Genomic DNA, 21,794 nt, shown 5'->3' on the forward strand with positions numbered 1-21,794 from the left:
TGTTGATTTTCTCTTCCCGAACAAATCTGTAAGACCCACTTCCCTGTCACGTCCCTCAGCTATCCTTCTGATTACAAAATATCTGATTCAGCCTGACCGATTTTCTTTTACGCGCATCTGGCTTACCCGGACTGATTTTCTTTTACAACGCATCTGAGTTATCCGGGCTGATTTTCTGAGCGCGAGGTTTCTGACTTAACGTCCCCGATCACAACGTACCGAAATTGATTGAGATCGCCGCCATACCGCCAGCCAGCGCCAGGCAAGAAGGCAACAGCAGATAGTGGCGCAGCCGTTTATGATAAAGCATGACCACCGTGGCCAGTAGCGCAATGACCATCACCACGCGCCATTCGGTGAAGGAGAGCTTCATCAGCGAGATCAGCGGCATCAGTGCGCAAGGTAGCAGCACGCCCCAGGCGCTATCCAGTCGTTTTCCAAACATCCAGCTCACTCCCCAAAGTCCACATGCGGTGACCATCGCTATCAGCATTGTCTTATCCCACATCGCTTTAAATGATAATGATTACCAATAGCATATAAGAATATTTATCATTTTGCAGCAAAAATTGTTGCAGGGGAGTTGAAACCTTACGCCCCCTGATGACAGTAAGTTTGTTAAGTGATAAATTGGGGATGCATTATTATTAAGAAAATTCAAATAATAACAGCACTAAACTATTCCAGGCACAAAATAGACCGGCAATTCGGGTTACCGCCGTGTGCTATTCAGGGCAGTCATGAGTAGAAAATAATGAAATTACAAAGCTATGATGAATTGCTTCACAGCAAGCATCGGCTGTCGCTGATGCTATTTCTTTTTTTAAACACAGCTACGTCTTTATTTAGTTTTTGTAGTAATGGAAAAAACCCGGCTTTCACCTTTACCACCCCAACGCTGATCATTGCCGTTCTCAGCACGGTGTTATTGTTGTGGATGCTTTTAAGGCCACAGCACAAATTCCCGCTATTAAATATTGTTGCGGTAATAACCGGATTGCTGTGGACATGGCAAATTGTCCTTAAGTATGAATTAGTCTTTTATTTTGACAGCAGCTTTCTGGTGATCAGCCTGATTAGCGTGTTCTTTATCAGTGCTATTGCGCTGGGCGATCACCTGCTGGCTTTCTGTCTGCATACCGCTCCGCCTTCTGTGGCGGTGATTGTGCTGGATCACGGACAGAATACTCTGTTGATTTTATTCACAATTTCCCTACCTCTGATTGGGTCTACACTGCATCATCTGATGTTACGTCGCCGGGATATGTTCACCCGTCGCCTGATGCGCCAGTTGTATGAAGAGAAAGAGACCTACAGTGATTTGAGCATGCTCGATCCACTGACCGGCCTGTACAACCGCCGTGGTCTGAAAAACCGGCTGGAGAATATCCTCGACAATCACGCAGGGAGCCACTTTGTGCTGCTGCTGGATATCGATCATTTCAAGGCCTATAACGACAACTATGGTCATGCAATGGGCGATCAGGCGCTGGCGAGAGTCTCCGTTGCCATTCGTGATGCGGTGCGCTCGCGCGATATCGTGACGCGCTACGGCGGCGAGGAGTTTCTGGTGCTGCTGACCAACGTCAACGAGTCGATTGCACGCAAGCTGGCTGAACGGATACGCCAGTATGTGCTGGACCTTGAAATCCCGCATCGCTTCAACGATCGGGTCGCCACGCATGTCACCATCAGCGCGGGCTTCGCCCCGATGTTTGAAGAGGACTTTGACGGCGCACTGGCTAATGCCGACCGGGCACTCTATCTGGCGAAGAATCGCGGGCGAAATAATATCCTCTCTTATGAAGATATAGCCAAAAGCAGCATGAGCCAGTCTGTGGATGCGGTGTAATAAAGTCACGGCCCGATACTTTCGGGCCTATTCATTCCAGATATTTATATTTTAACTTAATTCAAACCCCAGCACTCCCGCTATTTCAGAAATCATTCCCCCTGAAAAATACTGCCTGAAACATTACCTGCGCGAATGAAATGTCAGCACTTAATTAAAATCATCTCTGAATAAGGGAAAGAGTGGCTGAATACATGACTTCTTGTGCTGAAATTTAATATTATTCCCAAATTCAGGAATTAATTTCTTCTGACCCTTAGTGGAAAATGGATTAATTTCCCTGACGGAACTATGTGCTTTGTCCACTTTAGCAGCAGGGATAATCACGGGGCGCCGCGCTGCCCCGCTCACGATCACGCCTTTATAACATCGCACTTATTGGCGCTTGTTTGTCCGGTGGCCCTCAGATAGAATCAAGAACGATTATCATTTGTTTTTGTACTTCGGTTTAACCTGGATACCCCATGACCACGATTGTTCGTCAGGCATCTGAGTATGGTTCCTACCCGCTGATCTTTTTGCAGAGCAATCGATCGCTGGCGACTTCGCTGCGCGCTCTGTTCAGCGAGCACCGTGCTTATTTCCTCGACACGATCAGGCTGGGTGAAGAAGCCCCCGCCAGCTGCATGACGCTGAACCGCTGGTCTGAACCGCAGAGCTTTGCCCGTCTTAACCAGCTTTACGGTGATTACATCTACCGCGAGCATGGCGAGATGGAGCGCGAAAACAAGCCGCTGCAGTCACTTTGGGCGCAGTGGTACCTCGGGCTGGTGATGCCGCCAATGATCATGGCGTTGCTGCTGGAAAACCGCGCCCTGGATATCTCACCGGAACATTGCCACGTTGAGTTTCATGAAACCGGCCGTCCGGCCACCTTCTGGTTTGACGTGCGTGAAGATGAAGAAGCACGTTATCTCAGCCCACACCGTCGCCTGGACCGGCTGATCCAGCACCATCTGATCCCGGTGGTCAGCGGCATTGAGCAGCATGGCGATATCAACGCCAAGCTGATCTGGAGCAACACCGGCTTTGCGCTGTACTGGTTCCTTGGTGAAATTGCCCCGCTGATCGGCGAAAAGCTGCGGACCGAGCTGGAACATGCCCTTTTCTTCTCCCGCACCCTGCTGGATGGCTCTGATAATCCTTTCTACCGCACCATGCTGCCGCGCGACGGAGACATGCAGCGTCGCACCTGCTGCCAGCGCTACCGTCTGCCAGATGTTCAACGTTGCGGCAACTGCACGCTGAATCCTGTCTGATTTCATTGGTTCCCGTTTACAAACCCGCCTGTTCTGTGGCAGCTTTATCCGCTCTGAAAGAGGGAGATAAGCATGAGCCTGGAGTCTGTACGGCAATTCTTTGCCGAGCGCGCCCCTGACATTGGCATTATTGAACTACCTGAAAGCACCGCCACCGTTGAGCTGGCCGCCAGGGCGCACCACGTTGAGCCGGGGCAGATTGCCAAGACGCTGTCGCTGAAGGTAAAAGATCGGGTGGTGCTGATTGTCACCCGCGGTGATGCCCGCCTTGATAACCGTAAGCTGAAGGAGACGCTGGGTTCCAAAGCCCGGATGCTGAGCACGGATGAGGTGGTAAACTGGACCGGGCATCCCGTTGGCGGCGTCTGTCCGTTCGGCCTGGAAACACCGCTACAGGTATTCTGCGACGTTTCACTGAAGCATTATGATGAGGTGTTGCCCGCGGCAGGTTCGGTTCACAGCGCGGTGCGTATTACGCCGCAGCTGATGGCGGAACTGACCGAAGCCACCTGGGTGGATGTCTGCCAGCTCCCTGGCTGACGCAGGCTGTCGGGGGAACCCAACATTGAGTTCCCCGGGCACTCACCTGCTAAGTTTTAAGCCGGCCTCTGCTCCTCAACCTTCGCAGAAATTTCCACTCCCCGCGTTTCCCGGCCAAAGGCCACAAACACGCAGATCAGCACCGCCACGGTTCCGGCCACAATCGCCATTGCCAGCCCGTAGTTATTGCCGTGCGCTTCCGCAATGCGTGACTGCAGCGTGGCGTTAACCGAGGCAATAAGGTTCCCCAACTGGTAGACAAAACCAGGCAGCACCGCACGGGTATTGGCGGGAACCAGCTCGGTCAGGTAGGTCGGCACCACGCCCCACGCGCCCTGCACCATAAACTGCATCAGGAAAGCGCCCACGCCAATCATCACTGAACCGGTAGAGAAAGCCCACAGCGGCAGCACTGGCAGCGCCAGGAAGGCAGCAATGATCATCGCTTTCTTACGGCCAATTTTCTCCGACAGCGTTCCGAAGAACACCCCACCCAGCATTGCCGCAATGTTGTAACAAATCGCGATAATGCTGACCGTATGCGGGTCAAAGCCGTGCTGCACCTTCAGGAACGTCGGGTAGAGATCCTGCGTTCCGTGGCTGAAGAAGTTAAAGCAGGCCATCAGCAGCACAAGATAGATGCAGAGCTTCCAGTGACTTCGCAGCACCGGCAACAGCGCGGTGCTCTCTTTGCGTTCTCTCGCCGCCAGCCAGACCGGCGATTCCGGTACTTTGAAGTAAATAAAGGGCAACAGCAGGATCGGCAGCGCGCCAATCAGGAACATACCGCGCCAGCCGACCATACTGTAGAACAGGCCGAAGATGATTGAAGCCAGCAGGTAACCCGCCGGGTAGCCCGCCTGGAAAATGCCGGACATCATGCCGCGCGAACGGTCAGGGATGGTTTCCATTGCCAGTGACGAGGCCACGCCCCAGATACCGCCCATCGCCACGCCATAAATCACCCTGAAGGCGAGGAACGCGCCCAGCGTTGGCGACCATGCGGAAAGCAGTTCAAACAGGGAGAACAGCACGATATTGACCATCAGGATTGGGCGACGGCCATATTTTTCAGCCAGCCGGCCAAACACCAGAGCGCCGACCGGGCGCACTGCCAGGGTCAGCATGATGGCAATGGAGATATCTGAAATTTCTGTATGAAAATTAGCGGCTAAATCACTTAATACGAAGACCAGTATGAAAAAGTCAAACGCATCCAGCGTCCAGCTGGCAAAACTGGCAAAGGCCACATTGCGCTGGGTCGGGGTCCAGTTGAACATAGGGTTATCCTGTCTTACAGACTGCCACAGCCCGAACGGCGGGCCGGTGAAATGTTAATCATTTGTTTATAGCATGTAAGAAGATAGCCATCCCGGCACATTTGTCAGTCTTTACTTCAGGCTGTAAGCAGCTGTTTCAGCTGCTTCATAAATGCATTATTAACTGGTGGACTGCCGGATCGCCTCGCGCATATTATCCACGCCCCCAGCTGAGGCTGGCGAGACCAGCGCATAGTTATAGTGATTATCGCTCCAGTATTGCGCCATCAGATCGCTGTCCTGCCGTTCGCCGTGTGGCAACTTTACCGGTTCGATGGGGCGAATATACCAGGCCACTTTGGTACCCTGCGGATCCTGGTACATCACCAGCGCCGCGGGGCCGTTATCCGTTGCCATCAGCCTTGCTCCCAACAGCCGGAAGCCAAACTGCTCAAGGTTGGGCGGCAGCGTACCGTTGATAAAGTAACGTTGTACCCATGTTGTCAGTTCACCGCTGTTGCCCGGCACCACGTCCAGATTTGCGGCAGTTTCAGAGCCAAACAATTTATAAGCCTGCACCGCATCTTCCATCGGCAGATGCCCTGCCAGCAGCTGGGCATTCTTCAACTGCCAGCCAGACCAGCCGCCAAGGCTGAGAGTCAGTACCAGTGCGCAAGCGGCTACCATCTTCCACTGCCGTTTCTGCCGCACATGCTGACGCAGCTGAGCGGGCTGAGGCGTTTCCATCAGCTGCTCCTGCTGATGCAGGGCCAGCCGTAGCTGCCGGGCATCGCAACGCCAGCCTTCAACTTCCGCCGCAGCCTGGGGATTTTCCACCAGCCAGCGCTCCACTCGCCGGGCCGTTTCAGCATCCGCCTCGCCGTCAAGCCAGGCGTGCAGTTCTGCTTCTTCGGGTTGCTCGCGCACTATTTCAGTCTCCTTAATGCGACAGAAGGGGCCTTACCTTCCAGATAGTGGTGCAGCTGCTTTCTCGCCCGCGAAAGGCGTGACATCACCGTCCCGACCGGGATATCCAGCGCTACAGCCGCTTCCTGATAGCTCATCCCTTCATAGTTTATCATCAGCAACAGCGCTCTGGCATCGGCCGACAGCCGCGCAAACTGCGCCAGCGTCTCATCGGTGATCGCCAGCGTTTCAGCGGTTTCGCTGCTGCCCTGCTCCTCGCCGGTGAAAAAGTTGAGCAGGCGCTGATAACGTTTGCGGCGACGCTCACCGTCAATAAACTGCCGGTAGAGAATGGCAAACAGCCACGCCCGCAAGCTTTCCTCACCCTGATAACCACGCCAGCGGCTCAGGGCTTTGGTCAGGCAGGACTGCACCAGGTCTTCCGCAGCGTGGGGGTTGCGGGTCAGCCACAGCGCAAACCGCTGCAAATGTGGCATCACTTCACGAATCTGTGCATCCGTCAGCGGTGGCATAACGCATTATCCCCGTCGTTTATACCCGGACATACTGCTGAACACGCCATCACGCAATATCAGCCCGTGCAACAGTGCTGCGGCCAGATGCAACATCACCATCGCAAACAGCAGCAGCGCCACCCAGCTGTGCAGCGGACGCAGAACGGCATAGAGATCGTTACTGACCGGCGTGATGGGCGGCAACAGAAAATCTGGCCCTAAACTCACAGGATAGCCCGCCGCCGAGAGCATTGCCCAGCCAATCACAGGTTGCACCAGCATCAGTCCGTAAAGCACCCAGTGGGAAAGATGCGCCAGCGCTTTCTGCACCGAGGGGATCGAAGCAGGCAGCGGCGGTGTGGCAGTAGTGAAACGCAACCACAAGCGAACCAGCACCAGCAGCAAAATCGCCACGCCCAGCGGTTTGTGAATGGCCACCAGCAGGCCATGCAGCGAGGAAACGGTGGCGACCATCGCCACGCCTATAAATAACATGCTCAGGATAGCGGCGGCCATCAGCCAGTGCAGCACGCGCAGTGCAGGATGAAAATGCGTGACCTGTTTCATAGATGCTCTCCTGGCGCCTGATGCGCCTCTTCCTGAGTCCGGCGGTTATAGGATTTGGCGTAAGCGGCTGAACGGGCATTGAGCAGTGGATCGTCAGAGGCAGCAATGCCGTCCGGCAGGATCAGCGGGTCATAATTGATGTTGTTGCACGGGCCGCCTTCCTGCGGAACCGTACTGTTCAGCATCAGCGTCCCGGCATTAATCGTCTGGCGATCGGCAGGCCACAATTTGCTGGCATCGTTACTGGCATCACCTGCCTGCGCCACGGTAACGATCAGGTCCCATTTCAGCGGCCCCTGCGCCAGTCTTTTCACCAGATCCTGCTGCAGGAAATCTTTATTCTGATGGTCACTTTCGGAAATCGGCTGCCACGCCTGTTGCGGCACCATGCTCCAGCGCACCAGATGGCTCTGGCCGTTTTTATCGATAAAATTGAAGGCATTAAGGCTGTTATAGCGGTCAACTGCCCAGCTGCCGGAAGGGACATACTTCTGCGCCCAGGCACCGAAAACCTTCACTGCTGGGTACTTAGCCACAAAAGCCTGCATCTTTTGCGGATCGGGTTTGCCGGTAGCCGGATCGGGTTTACTGGCGACCAGCTGTTCATAGAAGGCTTCCGGAGTCGGCAGCGGGAAAAACGGCATCGCATTCATCCCGGTACGCCACTGCTGGCCTGAAGGAGAGGTGAAGGCCAGCGCCATACTGCGGATGGGTACCGCAAAATCAGGCGCATCCGGGTTGCCTCCGGCGATGGCGAAACGACCGGTTACCGGCGTTTTTCCTGGTGCAAACAGAGCGGCTTTCGACAAGACACTGGCATTACCGTTGGCATCAAACTCGCCAATAACGCACAACCCCTTGGCATGGTTGCGCCGGAAGCCCGGCTTCTCGCCCGGACCACTTTGCAGCGTATCTACCAGCTTTCCGGCAGTCAGGCGCTGCGGGCTGAGCCAGCCACCGGCCCATAAAAACAGGATCGCCAGCAGGATCGGGATGCCGCCCACAAGGGCGAAGCGCAAAAGGCGCGATAAAGGAGACGATTGCTTCATAGTCATTGCTCACAGTTGTGCTGATGAGCAGATAAAACGAACCAGTGACCGTTTTATTCCCTCCGGAAAAAAATATTTTTGCTACAATCCCCGCCGTTCATTTCTGACACAGGGTGTTCAGGGTTGTCGCTTTTAAGGATGCAACGGTCACCCAGCCGTTTTGCGGCCTGGCTTGGCCTGTCTGCCATACTGCTGCTGTTTATCGCCCCGGTGATCTCCAAATCACTGGAGCAGACGCCTGCACGTCACGCCGCGATGATGATGACCATGACGGGTATGGCAATGGATGACATGCCGATGATGGAGATGACCCCGGCTGAACATGCCCGGATGTTGCAGCATCATCCGGTGTCGATGATGGAAGACAGCGCCTGTGGTTACTGCGTTCTGCTGGCACACCTGCCGCTGGACCTGACCAGCCTGCCGCCGCTGTGGTCCTCATTACAGGCGGCAAAGCCTCCCAATCTGCCGCTATTCCGCCCGGCAGTTGCCCGGTTTATTCCTCGTTTTTTCCATCCCCGCGCCCCACCGGCGTACTGAGCTTCAAGACTTAATCCAAAAATATGCCGTCGTAAAACGACAGCCACCTGCTCATGCCTGGAAACAGGCGGATGGAATAAATATGTCAGAAAAAACTCTGGCGCAGCCTGCCCGCGCCTCACAAACACGCAGTGCGTTAATGCCGCTACTGCATCGTCTGCATTTTTATATTGGCCTGTTTATTGGCCCGTTTATCTTTATCGCCGCCCTGACCGGAACGCTGTATGTTCTGACGCCACAGCTGGAGAACGCGCTATACGCTCATCAGTTATTCACTAAACCTGCCAGCGGCCCCGCTAAGCCTCTTGCCGATCAAATCAGAGTGGCGGAAGAGTTTATCGGCCATAGGGTGAAAATCTCTGCGGTTCGCCCTGCTCCCCAACCCGGTGAAACCACCCGCGTGATGTTCACCACGCCACACTCCGGCCCTTCGGAAACCACAGCGGTATTTATCGACCCAAATACCCTGGAAATCCGCGGGATGCTGGATGTTTATGGCACCAGCGGCGTGCTGCCCTTCCGCACCTGGCTGGATTACCTGCACCGTAATCTGCTGCTGGGCGACCTCGGCAGAAACTACAGTGAACTGGCAGCCAGCTGGCTATGGGTTGCCGCACTGGGCGGCGTGCTGATGTGGGCCACCAGCCGTTCGCCGCGCGCGGTAAAAGGCAACAAAAAGTCGCGCGGACAGCAAATCCTGCGTAACCGCTACTGGCATACCACGCTGGGTCTGGTGCTGGTGCTGGGACTGCTGTTCTTCTCCGCCACCGGCCTGACCTGGTCGCGCTGGGCCGGGGACAATATCTCCGCCATGCGTGCGCATTTTGGCTGGCTGACGCCTTCAGTGAATACCGTTCTGAGCCCACAGCAGCCCGCTGAAAGGGAGAGTATGCCAGGAATGGAGATGCCTGCCGACAAACACGCCGGGCACAGTATGCCTGCCATGAAGATGCCTGCGGATGAGCATGCTGAACACATGATGGCAGGCATGCCGGAGAACAATCCTGCCGTCAGGATTTTACCTGCACAGTTTGATGGGGTGGTGAAAGCAGCCCGTGCAGCGGGAATTAACGCCGGGAAAATTGAGATCCGTCCTGCCTGGAGGGCGGACAAAGCATGGATCGTCAGCGAGATTGATCGCAGTTGGCCCACCCAGGTGGACAGCGTGGCAGTGGATCCAAACAGCTTCCGCGTGGTGGACAAGGTGGAATTTGCCCAATTTGGCCTGCTGGCGAAACTGACCCGCTGGGGCGTGGATGCACATATGGGGGTGTTGTTTGGCCTGCCTAATCAGTTACTGCTGGCATTCTTCGGCCTGGGACTGTGCGTAATGATTGTGATGGGCTATCGCCTGTGGTGGCTGCGCCGTCCTGCCGCTGGCCAGGGTGCGCATCCGGCAGAAACGCTGTGGTACTGCTGGCGTAAGCTGTCGATCAGCGCCCGCTTTTTACTGCTGGTGTGTACTGTCACGCTGGCACTGAGCCTGCCGGTGATGGGGGTAAGCCTGCTGGTGTTGCTGGTGATTGATGCCCTGCGCTGGCAGCGGGCGACGAAGGTCGCACAAGCCTGATGCTTCACTGGTGTTTATAGCTGGTGCGCATCAATGCGCACCCTGAGGCGTTATCCTTTTAACGCCTGCTCCAGCATCCCTACCAGCAACTGATTATCTACCGTTTGCAGCACATGCACCAATCCACCCGTGGGTTCACCAACAGCCACATCAACCCGTAGTGGTGGCCGGAAGCGCCAGGATTTACCCCGCGTCATCCCCGGCCGCAGCTCCACGTCAACATAGTAATCGGCGGCAGTTGCTACCCGCTGATTAATCAGCCAGGCCACAACCAGCGCGTCGTGGATCCAGCAGCCCGGCAGGTTGCGGGTCTGAATGGAGTAATCCAGCCACGGTCGCAGCGTTTCACAAACAAACTTTGCCAGCGTGGTGTCAATTTTCGCAAAGCGGTCCAAATCCTTATGAGTCAACAGCGTCTGGGTAGTCACATCCATCGGCACCAGCGTCAGGGTGGCTCCGCTGGTCAGCACCCGCTGAGCCGCTTCCGGATCGAGCCCGAAATTGGTGTCCTTGATAAAATCATCCAGCGCAAAAACGCCGCCCATAATGGCGATTTCCTGCACCGCATCAATCATTTCCGGATAGCGCTCCATTGCCAGTGCCACATTAGTCAGCGGGCCAATCGCCACCAGGGTGATTTTTCCCGGATTAGCGCAAATCAGCTTACCAATCGCATCGGCGGCGTCTTCATCAGGTGCCTGATGAACCTCCGGTGAACGGATACCCTGCCAGAGATGGGCCAGTTGTGAGCTGTGGACCCGGTTATCCAGCGCCTCACGCCACGGTTCCGGCGCTTCCGCCAGTGCCCGCTCCGCGCCTTTGTGCACCGGCACATTCAGGCCCAGCCGCTCCACCAGATCTTTCGCCACGTTAAAGCCGGTATCACTGGGAGTATTGCCTGCCACAGTAGTGACCAGCTCCAGCGAAATATCTGCTGAGCCTAAGGCCAGCGCAAGCGCCAGGCCGTCATCCACGTTCGCACCGGTGATGCCATTTCCTGGGTCACAATCAATAATTAATCGTTTCATTTTTATCTTATTATTTTCCGGCGGCGCAGGCTCTGAAGGCGCAGCCGCAGGATTCGCCTATCTGTAGCTGATGAGCAAACTCACTCAGCTGGACTTCGCCTTCCCTGGCTGACAGCATCTCGATGGCTTTCTTCGCCATTTCCTCCACCGGCTGCCGGACGGTAGTCAGTGAAGGGACATGAAACGCTGACTGATCCGTTCCGTTAAAACAGACCAGAGCAACCTGCTCCGGTACCGTAATTCCGTGTTCTGCCAACGCACGAATGCAGCCAATGGCCTGCGTTTCGTTGGTGGCAAATAGTGCGCGGGGAATATTTCCTGCCTGCAGCATCTTCTTCGCCGCCTGATAACCGCCATCGCGGGTATAGGTGGTGGGAAATATCCACTCTGCATGCTCCTTCACGTCAAAGTCGGCCAGCGCCTGACGCCAGCCGGACAGACGATCCTGCGTGTTGAACATTTCCAGCGGCCCGCAGATGATCCCCACCTGCTGGTAGCCGTGGCTGAGCAAGTGGGCAGTAACCTGATAAGCGGCTTCGCGCTCATCAACCCGCAGGATATTGACGTTGAGGGCAGGATCGACACGGTCCAGCATCACCAGCGGCGTGCCGCTGGCCTGAATCACATCAATATAGGGATGGCGATCGACACTATTATAAAACAGTCCATCGACCTGCTGGCTCAGCAGATTATTGATCAGTTCCAGCTCGCGCTTACGGCTGTCACCGGCATCGCCCAGCAGCATGACCATACCGGACCGGGAAGCCTCCTGCTGCAATGCATGAGCAAAGGAAGCGATAAACGCATTGGAGATATTCGGTACCACCAGCCCGTAGGTTTTGCTGGTGCCGGAGGCCAGCGCCCGTGCGACGCTGTTCGGCCGGTAGCCTGTTTTCTTTACCGCTTCAAGCACGCGAAGCCGCGTTGCTTCCGCAACCGGCCTCGGACCATTATTGATCACGTAACTGACCACCGCGACGGAGGTTCCAGCTTCCCGTGCCACATCGGCCCGGGTTGCCCGCCTGGAGCTATTTTTTGCCAAATTTCCGCCTTGTAAAGATCATTAACCGGCCCGCAGGCCGGTTGACATCAGATTGCATCTTCCGGCGCATTAAGATCACGTCCCCGCGTTTCCGGTGCCACAAAGGTGGTCAGGAAACCAATCGCTGCCATTCCCGCAAAGTAGGTGGCAATCGGCCACCAGTGACCGGTCCAGGAGAGCAGCGCCGCGGCTACCAGTGGTGCCGTGCCGCCGGAAAGGATTGAACCCAGCTCTTTCGCGGTCGCCATCTTAGTATAGCGATGATTCACACCGAACATCTCCACGCCCCAGGCCGCCTGCACGCCAAAGATGCCTAAAGAAGCCAGCCCCATCCCCACCACGATAGTCGAGATCACGATTACCGGTTCACGGGAGTCCAGCAGCATAAAGGCCGGGAACGCATAGAGGATCAGCAGCAGACAGAACCAGCGATAAGTGATACGTCGGCCAAAGCGGTCAGACAACCAGCCGGCAAAAGGAATGATCAGGAAACCCAGCAGCGAAGCGATAAACACCGCGGTGGTGGCAACGGATTTATCCACCGTCAGCACTTTAACCACATAGCCGATGATGAAGCCCTGGGCGAGATAGGAGGGACCGTTTTCGCCAATACGCAGGCCAACCATCACCAGGAAAGAGCGACTGCGCTGCAGGAAGCTGCGGGTATCCACCGGCTGTGGCTGAGCCTTTTGCAGGCCGGTGCGTTCCGCGAGCAATTCCTCTTTTTTCCGTTCGAAGACCGGCGTTTCCTTCAGATGACGGCGGATCCACAGGGCGACCAGCGCAATCAGCGAGCTGCAGAGGAAAGGAATACGCCAGCCCCACTCCTGAAGCTGATGCTGATCCATCTGCACCACAGCCAGCCAGACAAGGGAGGCGACCAGCGTGCCGCTGTTGGAGCCGAGCGCAATGATGGAAGAGACCAGACCACGTTTTTCAGCCGGGGCATATTCGCCCAGCATCACCGTGCCGCCGGAGAGTTCTGCTCCCGCGCCGAAGCCCTGGCTGAAGCGCAGGGCCACCAGACAAGCGGGTGCCCAGAGACCAATTGAGGCGTAGCTGGGGATCAAACCGATTAACGTGGTAGAGGCCCCCATCAGGATGATGGTGGACACCATCACCACCTTACGGCCCTTACGGTCGCCCAGCCAGCCGAAGAACAGCGCGCCAATCGGGCGGGCAATAAAGCCAACGGACCAGGTCGCAAAACTGGAGAGGAGCGCCATTGCAGGGGTGGCTTCAGGAAAGAAAACATCGCCAAAGATAATGCCGGCAGCCAGGCCGTAGAGCGCGAAATCCGCATACTCCATGGCGGTTCCCAGCCAGCATGAGACGGTTGCCCGCCAGAAATCCTTGCGCCCTTCCGTGGTGGCAAGGCGTTCATCTGCCGCAGAGTGTGCGGACAGCGAAGCCTCTTGCCGGATGCTTTGTTGTGTGGACATTAAAAAATTCCCTGATGAGGATTCTTATTTTTGCCCTGCCTGGCTTCCTGATATCGCAGGAAAATTCGCCAGTGAGGACGTTCTTTTGCTGAGCCATGCTAAAAGGTCAGTAACTGGTTCCCTGGTGTTGGGGTGAGTTCTGTTCGCTTCCCGTCCGCCAGTTTTCGTAACCAGTCGTATTGATAACGTGAAACAAAGGTGACCTTCACTGGAGCAGAAAAACATCAGGCACCGTGAATTTTGACAACGCGCTCATTGTATCTACGCGCGTAGATAAAGCAAGCGATCACCTCAAATAAATTAGATCTACTTCACATTTCAATCCGCGCACAAAAACAAAAAATCATATTTTACATAACGTTAATGCTTTCATGATTTTTAATGATCAAAACTCACACGAAAACACTGCGACAAACCTTCACTAAAGTCGAATTTTTACTCACACTTTTACCGGCTCTGGCGGCTACCATCTAAACAGCGTTTTATTTCAGCAGGATGACTAAACATGGCAGGGCGGCCTGGTCTGAAAACGGGCTGCGCCATTTGTTTTAAGTCACAGCGACATTTACTCTGAAAAAAAAGCCGGGGAAAAAGCGATGACAATCATCCTGATGCGACACGGTAAACCCGATCACCCTTCCGGTGGCTGCCTGCCTGCTCTGGCGATGGAGCAGTGGTGTGAAGCCTATGATTTATCACAGGTGGAAGATGTGCCGCCGGACAGGAGCCAGCATGCTGCGGCCATGGCAGATTATATCGTCACCAGTCCGCTGCCCCGCGCCCGTTCTTCGCTGGCGAAGCTGGGACTGGAGCCGGCCTCGGTGGATGCGCTGTTTAGCGAAGTTTCACTGCCGGTGATGCGGCTGGGCTATCCTCACCTTCCGCCTTCGTTCTGGCTCTTGCTGCTCCGCCTGCTTTGGCTATGTGGGTATTCCGGATCGGTAGAATCCTTGCAGCAAGCCGAGCTGCGGGCAAAACAGGCTGCTGCCCGTCTGATTGAGCTCTCCCGTCACGGCAACGTGCTGCTGCTTGGACACGGGATCATGAATAAAATGATTGCCCGTCAGCTGCGCAAAGAGGGCTGGCTGGCTGAGAAACATGCCAGCAGCCGCCACTGGAGCACTGCTATTTATCACCCACCGTTTATTCCGCCACGGGTGAAGTAACCGCCAAAGATTTCACCACGTCAATAAATGCCCTTAACGCCGCCGGAACATGCCGGTGGCCGGGATAGTAGATTGCCAGCCCCGGATAAGGCGGGCTCCACTCCTCCAACAGCGCCGTCAACTTACCCGCCCGTAACCAGGGCTTCGCCACGCTGTCCGGCAGATAGGCAATACCCAATCCGGCAACGGCTGCTTCGGCCATTAACTCCAGATGGTCCAGCATCAGCGCCCCTGGCGGCTCGATAACCTGCTCCACCCCACGACGGGAAAACTCCCAGCGATAGAGCTTGCCGCTTGGCAGACGAAAACGAATGCACTGGTGCTGTCGTAAAGCATCAGGCGTGGCGGGCGTGCCATGCTGCCGCAAATACCCTGGTGCCGCGACCGCCAGAAAGCGGACTTCCCTGCCCAATGGTACGGCTATCATGTCCTGCGGCACATCCTCCAGCAGCCTGACCCCGGCATCAAACTGCTCGCTGACGATATCGATCAGCCGCCCTTCGGTTACCAGATCAACCGTCACCGCCGGATAACGTTGCAGGAAAACCGGCACGGCCTGCTGCAACAGCTGGCGGGCAGCGCTCTCACTGGCGTTGATACGCAACGTTCCGGCGGGCTGCTGGCGAAAATCCTCCAGCGAGGCCAGTGCGCTGTCCAGATCCCGCAGCACCGGGCGCAAACTGGCAAGCAGCTTTTCACCGGCTTCAGTGGGCGAGACGCTGCGCGTGGTGCGGTGCAGCAGTCGCACGTCCATTTTCTGCTCCAGCGCGCGCAGCATGTGGCTGAGAGTTGACGGTGAAAGACCAAGCTCATCGGCAGCCTGACGAAAACTGCGCCGGGTAGCGACCAGCATAAAGGCATTCAGGGAGTTCAAATCGGGGGGTTGATTCATGGGTAATTTTCACCAGCTTATGCATGATTAAACGGATAGTAGCATCAATTATCAGAGCGTAAGGTTATCTGACACGCTTATTTGAGGAGAGAACTGATGTCCAGAACCTGGTTTATTACCGGCACGTCCTCCGGCTTTGGCCGCGAGATGACCGAACGTCTGCTGGAGCGCGGAGATCGCGTTGCGGCAACATTACGCAGCCCCACCGTGCTGGAGTCGCTGAAAGCGCAATACGGCAACCAGCTGTGGGTGGCGCAGCTGGACGTCACCGATTCGCAGCAGGTACGCAACGTGATTGACCGTGCGTTTACCGAGCTGGGACAAATTGATGTGGTAGTCAGTAATGCGGGCTACGGACTGGCGGGCGCGGCGGAAGAGTTGGCTGACGAGCATATCGTGCAGCTGCTTAATACCAACGTTATAGGTTCCATTCAGGTTATCCGCGCTGCCCTGCCCCATCTGCGTAGGCAGGGCGGAGGCCGTATTCTGCAGCTGTCATCAATGGGCGGGCAGATTACTTTCCCCGGCCTGAGTCTCTATCACACCAGCAAATTTGCGATGGAAGGCTTTGTCGATACGGTGGCGCAGGAGGTTTCCGGCTTCAATATTGAGTTCACGCTGGTTGAACCGGGCACCGCACAAACCAGCTTCACCCAGGGTCTGGTGATGTCTGAGCCGCTGGCGGCATATGAAACCAGCGGCATCCGCTCCCTGCTGGAGAACTGGCCGCAAATCGGCGATGCGAAAAAAATGGTGCGCGAGATGATTGCCTCGGTGGATCGCTCCCCGGCTCCGCGCCGTCTGATACTCGGCAGCGACGCTTATACGCTGGTGCATGCCGGATTACAGGAGAAGCTGGCCGCGCTGGAAGCGCAGAAGGAGATCGCGTTGTCGACGGATATCGACTGATTACAGAGGAACAGGCAAGGATCGCAGAGATCAGCCATGAGCCGTCTCGCGATCCAGCCCCAGCCGTCGTTTAAGCTGAGATCTTGATGCCTGCAACGCCTGACGGGCCTGAGCTTCATCGGTCATTGCCCGCGCCAGGGCCATCGCCCCAATCATCTCGGCCTGCACCGAAGAAGCCAGCGCCTGCGGATCTTTATGCCCCAGAGCCTGCAGCGAGGTAGCTACGATGCCCTGCATGGTCTGAATGCCCTGATTAAAACGCGCGCGGGCTACCTCGGGCAGTCGGCAGGCCTCACTGGCCAGCGAAGGCATCGGGCAACTGTGTTCGGGGGCCTTTCGCGCCTCGTCGGAGAGATAAATATCAATAAACAGGCTGAGTTTCTCCGCTTCGCTCCCATCAGAGATCTGCGACTGCAGACTGGCACGGGTTTCGATAAACATACGATCCACGACATTCGCCACCAGATCGTCGCGCGATTTAAAGTGGGCATAGAACCCGCCGTGTGTCAGACCAGCCCGCTTCATCAGCGCCGCCACACCAATCCCTTCCGTGCCAACCACACGCATGATCGCGGCAGCCTCATCGAGGATGCGCTGGCGGGTGCGTTCTTTATGAGTTGCAGTTTCTGGCATAGTGAATTTCCCGGTCGTTGCTTATCACAACCAGCTTAACTGGCTGCGGCTATTAAAGTAATTATTATGACCATCATATTTAATTTTGTCTGCCATAATCCTGTCTTTCCGGGTTTAGTCTGTTGATTATAAATAGTTTATATTCTCATTCGTTCTTCGGAGGCCTTCTCTTCCCTCAGTCTGCTGGCTTGACAGCCTGTATGATGATCATCATATTTAAACCACAAGATATGATAACCATCATATTTGTAACCTCACTCAGACACACATCTTCAGGAGCACATCATGGCAATGCCTTCATCAAAAGGTACCGCAGTGGTCACCGGAGCTTCTTCCGGCATCGGCGCAGTCTATGCACAACGTCTGGCCGAACGTGGCTACGATCTTCTGCTGGTTGCCCGCGATCAAGCCAGACTTAACGCGCTGGCCGGACAGCTTGCGCAGCAATGCGGGATCAACAGCGAAGTGCTGGTCGCCGATCTGACCCAGGCTGAAGATCTGCTGCGGGTTGAGCAGCGTCTGAGCAGCGATCCGGCAATCACCCTGCTGGTCAATAATGCAGGGATGGCCGTGGCGGGAGATTTCCTCGATAACGACATTGATCGCGTTCAGACGATGATTACCTTGAATGTCCTTGCCCCTACCCGCCTGGCGCATGCCGCTGGCAACGCTTTTAAAGCGCGTGGCAAAGGGACAGTGATCAACATTGCCTCGGTGCTGGCGCTGGTTCATGAGATGGCGAATGGCGTCTATAACGGCACTAAATCTTTCGTGCTCAACTTCAGCCGCTCGCTGGAGACCTCACTTAAGCCACACGGCGTTCGTGTTCAGGCAGTATTGCCCGGTCTGACCCGCACCGAGATCTTTGAACGTTCAGGCATATCTGCGGATGGCCTGCCTGCTGAGAATGTGATGGATGTAGAAACAATGGTGGATGCGGCGCTGGCCGGACTGGATCTGGGCGAGATCGTCACCATCCCGTCGCTGGAAAAGCTGGAAAACTGGCAGGCTTATGATGATGCCCGTGCTGCGCTGCTGCCGGACCTGTCGCGCCGGGAGTCGGCTTCCCGCTATCATCGGTAATAGCCGGAAAAGGTTGTTAATCATACAGTTTCAGAAAACGCTCTGATGCCTGAAAAACAACCAACCGGTGGCGAAGTGCTGGATTGAACTATCAAGTTACATTATAATCCCGCGCCTCAGGCCCCTTAGCTCAGTTGGTTAGAGCACGCGACTCATAATCGCTTGGTCACTGGTTCAAGTCCAGTAGGGGCCACCAAATTTATCAAGGGCTTGCGTGAAAACGCGGGCCCTTTTGTTTTTTCGGGGATATGCCGGGGATATTTTCTAACGGTAAGCATGGTGCATCATGGCGGCTTATTGAGCGGCTATCACACACACTGAAAGTGCCTGCCCGGAGCTGCAATCCCCTTGCCTTAAATGAGATCGGGCTTCAGCGGAAGCCATGAATCGTACGCGCGTAGTGATGCCTGGAAAATCTTCAGCGCCCATACACAGGCAAATCCCCGGCCAGTGAAACTTCGCTTTATGGCTGCGGTCGCTCTCTCTAATCAGCACTAAATATAAGAATTGTTACAGCTGCGACAGATCAGTTAATTCTGCGATTGCTCTTAATCATTTCTACCCGTTACGGGCCATTGCCATGTATCTCAACAGGTGGGTGCCCGGACTGATGAACTACGTTAACTGACCTGCGTTTTGTGCATCGCTGCCGGGTGGCGATGGCACAGAACATTTCCTGTCCGTTCGTTATCTACTATGTGTTAAAATGGTGAGTTCAGCGAGAGGCGCGCTACGGGAAAAATAACTGCTCACAGAAGCGGATTTTCTTTGGATTTTTGGTTTTTGCATGGTAAAAATAATTAATACCATTACCAATTTATGGGTTAATTATAAGGTGGCATTATGGATAATGCGGAAGGTTTGGCGAGAAGGATGCTGCGGTCCTTAGATATAAATAATGATGGTTTTTTTAAGTCTGTTTTAACAGGGGCATTAACATTGCCTACTAACTTGGCATACTTAGGTTATGAGTATTTTGATACTGAAAACAGATATAGTAATGCAAATGATCACCACAGAATTGCTGAGTTGATAAAGGACGGTATTGCTCAAAAGACTCTAACAAGCAGGATTATTTTTATTATTATCAAAAAATTCATGTCTGAAGTTGACGAGGATAAACTAAAAAATGAAGCGATGAAATTATCTGGGGGTTTCCTTGGGAAAATTGCCGTTTCAGAGTTAACAGGAATTAGTCTAAGCAAAGCTGTAACTTCTGGTCTTGTTAAGGGTATTGTAGCAGGTTCAGTTATAGGTTTGGGTCTTTCTATTGGCGCTGAATCATCAAGAGCTATCTATACATTCAGAAGACTTGAGCAGAATAATCATTATTTATATTACCTTCTAAGAAAGGCTGGAAACTTAGATCTGGCGTATTTTCTGGTTGAAGATAAAATGTCTGCGTTTGTCGACGCCTGCAACCTAAAATCAAAAAATAAAAATGAGTTTGATAAAGTATGTGAATACTTTTTTTCAGGACTTTAATCTCAATAGCGGACGCAATGTCCGCTACAGGTCATTTATTTTTTTATACTCTTTATATGAGATCACACATACAATCAGCATTATGATTGAAAATGAAAGCCTCCCAATAACGTAACCTATTTCATTTTTATTTAGTCCATAATTAGATATTACATATAAGACTAGTTCTATATTTGGCACTATTGAATAAAGGAAAGATATTAACGCTATTATAAAGACTATGAAGAGGGTTACTTTCATTAAAAAATCCTTTTTCTGAATGTATTTAATATATACATCATTTTCCTGCTTGTTTAAATATCTTTTTTGATGCCCGCAAGGGCATGGCATGAACAGATGTTTGATCACGGAAGTTCATGGCCCTCTCCGGCGAGCCTGCGCATTTTCAGAGGGAACTCACGCATTTTTGTAGCAGGGCGGCGGCTACACCGTGATAATAAACAATAAACCAGGCATTACACAAGAGAGTGAAAAAGTTTTATCCGGCCCGAAATCAGACTGGTGCGTGAAAAACTTCAGGCGCTGGACGTCTGTGACGCGCACCTTTCCCTGAGGAAGTCACAGACTATCGCCGAGTGCGGCAACACGCTGCTGTACACCGAAGACGGTGGCAGGGTAATTCCCATTGCCCGCTGCGTTGCATCTTCCGCTTTTCTTATTTGTGCAACCATGCTGATACCTCGTCAATAAACATGGTCTTTTTAATCTTCATCACTTTAAAGACCACTGCGGCTCTCTCGCGCTGCTCAGCCGTTACTTCGTCCCCAGGCTCACCATGATGTTGTAACGCGCCCCATAAGGGAGCAGCGCCCGAATATAGCGGATATTAATGGTGTAGCTGCGTATGGCATAACGCACAGGCCCACGACCGCCCGCGCAGGTTTTCGAAAATTCCGCCGTGATGACGTCAGTGATCCCCACGGCAAGAGGTTGAGGATTTTCAGGCCATACGCCTGCGGCCACATTTCCGTAAGGCGCTCCAGCCAGCGTCGGCGGTTAGTCCGTTTTTTACTCTGGTGTTTGTTAATAAAAAGCCTCTCAGATTTTCAAAATTTATTTACTGCCACCTCCTGTAAAAAGTGTTAAAGGCTGAAACTGTTCGCAGTGGTCACTTTCTCCTAAATCCGCGCCAAATCTGGCTTCTGAGTGTGAACACTACTGTTCACCGCTATTCTTAAGTGTTCACCATTATGAGAATCGTTCTCAAAAAAAGTGAACAGTAGCGAACAGTTGGTGAACACATACCCCTCAAAACTTTTGCAAGGGGGTGGGGTTAATGACTCCCGCAATTTGGTAACCTTGCCAGAGCCGGTAGCCAGTCTTCGGCGCTTTCAGCAAGCCCCATATTTTTGCGCTCACGTAGCGATACGGGTAAAACTCACTCTACCCTCCCGGTCCTGCTGCGATTCACGCGCGCGTGTGATACCTGGAAAAGCTTCAGGCCCATGCCAGGCGGCCACTGGGAAAAACATTAAGCTCAATCCTTCAGAGGACGCTCGTGGGTGCTTAACCCCGTTTTATGACCGGTGACGATACCAACTATCTACTGAAAAAATCATTAAAAGCTACATTATTCCTTCTGAGGGCAATTATGCAGCGACTTCAGAGACTGCTTGTGATAATGGCTAAAAATCACCCAACCGACAGCAAAAAGTGCGGTGCCATGCAAATCGGCGTGACCTGACCTATACTTGAAGTAGATATGTCTAATAAATGAGGGATTTATGAAAAACGCAATTATCGCCCTGTCGGCACTTTTACTGGCTTCTCCGGTCTTCGCGGCAGACACCGCCAGCCAGGCGACTGACGCCACGGTTCTGAAGGCGCATAAAGGCGCAGATACCGCAAAGGAAAAGCTTCATCAGACCGAAGATCAGGGTTCTGAAATGAAGCTGAAAGCTAAGCATGCTGCGGAAGGCAAGAGTGATTCTACGGGCAGCAAAGTCTCAGAAGGCACTCAGAAAGCCTGGCACAAAACCAAAGAAGGCACTGAGAAGACCTGGGATAAAACCAAACAGGGCGCAGAAAGCCTTAAGAACAAAGCGACTGACTAACAG

Annotated in this window: 23 protein-coding genes and 1 tRNA gene; 12 read left to right on the top strand and 12 right to left on the bottom strand. The window is 54.0% G+C overall.

All coding sequences use genetic code 11. From position 1 onward, the window contains the following. Positions 1–208 precede the first annotated feature (208 nt). Positions 209–493, bottom strand: coding sequence for a DUF1435 domain-containing protein (locus GSQ70_RS11905; protein WP_158782740.1), 285 nt, complete (start codon positions 491–493; stop codon positions 209–211). 261 nt (positions 494–754) lie between these two features. On the opposite strand from GSQ70_RS11905, the gene GSQ70_RS11910 reads away from it, so the two are divergent. The 3 genes from GSQ70_RS11910 to GSQ70_RS11920 all read left to right on the top strand — a co-directional run bounded on the left by GSQ70_RS11910 (position 755) and on the right by GSQ70_RS11920 (position 3,651). Next, entirely contained in the window at positions 755–1,852 is a 1,098-nt protein-coding gene (locus GSQ70_RS11910) for a GGDEF domain-containing protein (protein ID WP_158782741.1), read from the top strand. A 464-nt stretch (positions 1,853–2,316) separates the two neighbouring features. Next, positions 2,317–3,111, top strand: a complete 795-nt coding sequence (gene fhuF, locus GSQ70_RS11915) for a siderophore-iron reductase FhuF (RefSeq protein ID WP_158782742.1) — start codon at positions 2,317–2,319, stop codon at positions 3,109–3,111. Positions 3,112–3,183: 72 nt separating this feature from the next. Beyond that, complete coding sequence (locus tag GSQ70_RS11920) at positions 3,184–3,651, top strand: YbaK/EbsC family protein (RefSeq protein ID WP_158782743.1); 468 nt, start codon at positions 3,184–3,186, stop codon at positions 3,649–3,651. Positions 3,652–3,707: 56 nt separating this feature from the next. On the opposite strand, the gene GSQ70_RS11925 is transcribed toward GSQ70_RS11920, so the two are convergent. The 5 genes from GSQ70_RS11925 to GSQ70_RS11945 all read right to left on the bottom strand — a co-directional run bounded on the left by GSQ70_RS11925 (position 3,708) and on the right by GSQ70_RS11945 (position 7,953). Continuing rightward, positions 3,708–4,931: an MFS transporter gene (locus GSQ70_RS11925; protein WP_158782744.1), complete on the bottom strand. Its 1,224-nt coding sequence runs from the start codon at positions 4,929–4,931 to the stop codon at positions 3,708–3,710. 159 nt (positions 4,932–5,090) lie between these two features. Further along, positions 5,091–5,837 carry an anti-sigma factor gene (locus GSQ70_RS11930; protein WP_158782745.1) on the bottom strand — a complete coding sequence of 249 codons (747 nt, stop codon included), beginning with the start codon at positions 5,835–5,837 and terminating at the stop codon, positions 5,091–5,093. After that, positions 5,837–6,349, bottom strand: a complete 513-nt coding sequence (locus GSQ70_RS11935) for an RNA polymerase sigma factor (RefSeq protein ID WP_158782746.1) — start codon at positions 6,347–6,349, stop codon at positions 5,837–5,839. Before GSQ70_RS11935 ends, GSQ70_RS11930 begins: the two co-directional genes overlap by 1 nt. 6 nt (positions 6,350–6,355) lie before the next feature. Next, complete coding sequence (locus GSQ70_RS11940; protein ID WP_158782747.1) at positions 6,356–6,898, bottom strand: cytochrome b; 543 nt, start codon at positions 6,896–6,898, stop codon at positions 6,356–6,358. Beyond that, positions 6,895–7,953 carry a catalase family peroxidase gene (locus GSQ70_RS11945; protein ID WP_158782748.1) on the bottom strand — a complete coding sequence of 353 codons (1,059 nt, stop codon included), beginning with the start codon at positions 7,951–7,953 and terminating at the stop codon, positions 6,895–6,897. Before GSQ70_RS11945 ends, GSQ70_RS11940 begins: the two co-directional genes overlap by 4 nt. A gap of 132 nt (positions 7,954–8,085) precedes the next feature. Between GSQ70_RS11945 and GSQ70_RS11950 the strand changes: the two genes are divergently transcribed. Then, positions 8,086–8,487 (top strand): DUF2946 domain-containing protein, encoded by a 402-nt coding sequence (locus tag GSQ70_RS11950; RefSeq protein WP_158782749.1) that lies wholly within the window; start codon positions 8,086–8,088, stop codon positions 8,485–8,487. 82 nt (positions 8,488–8,569) lie between these two features. Next, positions 8,570–10,057, top strand: a complete 1,488-nt coding sequence (locus GSQ70_RS11955; protein WP_158782750.1) for a PepSY domain-containing protein — start codon at positions 8,570–8,572, stop codon at positions 10,055–10,057. Between the two features lie 50 nt (positions 10,058–10,107). Here GSQ70_RS11955 and GSQ70_RS11960 read toward each other — a convergent pair whose 3' ends face one another. From GSQ70_RS11960 to GSQ70_RS11970, 3 genes are read right to left on the bottom strand one after another with little or no spacing between them, the layout of a single operon-like run. Next, positions 10,108–11,085, bottom strand: a complete 978-nt coding sequence (locus GSQ70_RS11960) for a nucleoside hydrolase (protein WP_158782751.1) — start codon at positions 11,083–11,085, stop codon at positions 10,108–10,110. A gap of 10 nt (positions 11,086–11,095) precedes the next feature. Next, complete coding sequence (locus GSQ70_RS11965; RefSeq protein ID WP_158782752.1) at positions 11,096–12,127, bottom strand: LacI family DNA-binding transcriptional regulator; 1,032 nt, start codon at positions 12,125–12,127, stop codon at positions 11,096–11,098. A 47-nt stretch (positions 12,128–12,174) separates the two neighbouring features. Beyond that, positions 12,175–13,569 carry an MFS transporter gene (locus GSQ70_RS11970; protein WP_158782753.1) on the bottom strand — a complete coding sequence of 465 codons (1,395 nt, stop codon included), beginning with the start codon at positions 13,567–13,569 and terminating at the stop codon, positions 12,175–12,177. A gap of 596 nt (positions 13,570–14,165) precedes the next feature. On the opposite strand from GSQ70_RS11970, the gene GSQ70_RS11975 reads away from it, so the two are divergent. Continuing rightward, positions 14,166–14,735: a histidine phosphatase family protein gene (locus GSQ70_RS11975; RefSeq protein ID WP_158782754.1), complete on the top strand. Its 570-nt coding sequence runs from the start codon at positions 14,166–14,168 to the stop codon at positions 14,733–14,735. On the opposite strand, the gene GSQ70_RS11980 is transcribed toward GSQ70_RS11975, so the two are convergent. Next, complete coding sequence (locus tag GSQ70_RS11980; RefSeq protein ID WP_158782755.1) at positions 14,713–15,627, bottom strand: LysR family transcriptional regulator; 915 nt, start codon at positions 15,625–15,627, stop codon at positions 14,713–14,715. The genes GSQ70_RS11975 and GSQ70_RS11980 overlap by 23 nt on opposite strands. A gap of 96 nt (positions 15,628–15,723) precedes the next feature. Here GSQ70_RS11980 and GSQ70_RS11985 point away from each other — a divergent pair, with 96 nt between their 5' ends. Further along, on the top strand, positions 15,724–16,536 hold the full coding sequence (locus GSQ70_RS11985; RefSeq protein WP_158782756.1) for an SDR family oxidoreductase: 813 nt from the start codon (positions 15,724–15,726) through the stop codon (positions 16,534–16,536). A 30-nt stretch (positions 16,537–16,566) separates the two neighbouring features. Here GSQ70_RS11985 and GSQ70_RS11990 read toward each other — a convergent pair whose 3' ends face one another. Then, positions 16,567–17,169: a TetR/AcrR family transcriptional regulator gene (locus GSQ70_RS11990; RefSeq protein ID WP_158782757.1), complete on the bottom strand. Its 603-nt coding sequence runs from the start codon at positions 17,167–17,169 to the stop codon at positions 16,567–16,569. A 285-nt stretch (positions 17,170–17,454) separates the two neighbouring features. Here GSQ70_RS11990 and GSQ70_RS11995 point away from each other — a divergent pair, with 285 nt between their 5' ends. From GSQ70_RS11995 to GSQ70_RS12010, 4 genes are all read left to right on the top strand, one after another. Continuing rightward, entirely contained in the window at positions 17,455–18,252 is a 798-nt protein-coding gene (locus tag GSQ70_RS11995; protein ID WP_158782758.1) for an SDR family oxidoreductase, read from the top strand. 119 nt (positions 18,253–18,371) lie between these two features. Then, positions 18,372–18,448, top strand: a tRNA-Ile gene (locus GSQ70_RS12000). 647 nt (positions 18,449–19,095) lie between these two features. Continuing rightward, a complete protein-coding gene (locus GSQ70_RS12005) occupies positions 19,096–19,737 on the top strand; it encodes a hypothetical protein (protein ID WP_158782759.1) in 642 nt (213 codons plus the stop codon). A gap of 501 nt (positions 19,738–20,238) precedes the next feature. Then, complete coding sequence (locus tag GSQ70_RS12010) at positions 20,239–20,427, top strand: hypothetical protein (RefSeq protein ID WP_158782760.1); 189 nt, start codon at positions 20,239–20,241, stop codon at positions 20,425–20,427. 63 nt (positions 20,428–20,490) lie between these two features. On the opposite strand, the gene GSQ70_RS12015 is transcribed toward GSQ70_RS12010, so the two are convergent. After that, a complete protein-coding gene (locus tag GSQ70_RS12015; RefSeq protein WP_158782761.1) occupies positions 20,491–20,700 on the bottom strand; it encodes a hypothetical protein in 210 nt (69 codons plus the stop codon). 761 nt (positions 20,701–21,461) lie between these two features. Between GSQ70_RS12015 and GSQ70_RS12020 the strand changes: the two genes are divergently transcribed. Beyond that, entirely contained in the window at positions 21,462–21,791 is a 330-nt protein-coding gene (locus GSQ70_RS12020) for a hypothetical protein (protein WP_158782762.1), read from the top strand. The last annotated feature ends 3 nt before the right edge of the window (positions 21,792–21,794 follow it).

This window comes from Pantoea sp. BAV 3049 (assembly GCF_009765445.1).
GTDB lineage: Bacteria > Pseudomonadota > Gammaproteobacteria > Enterobacterales > Enterobacteriaceae > Erwinia.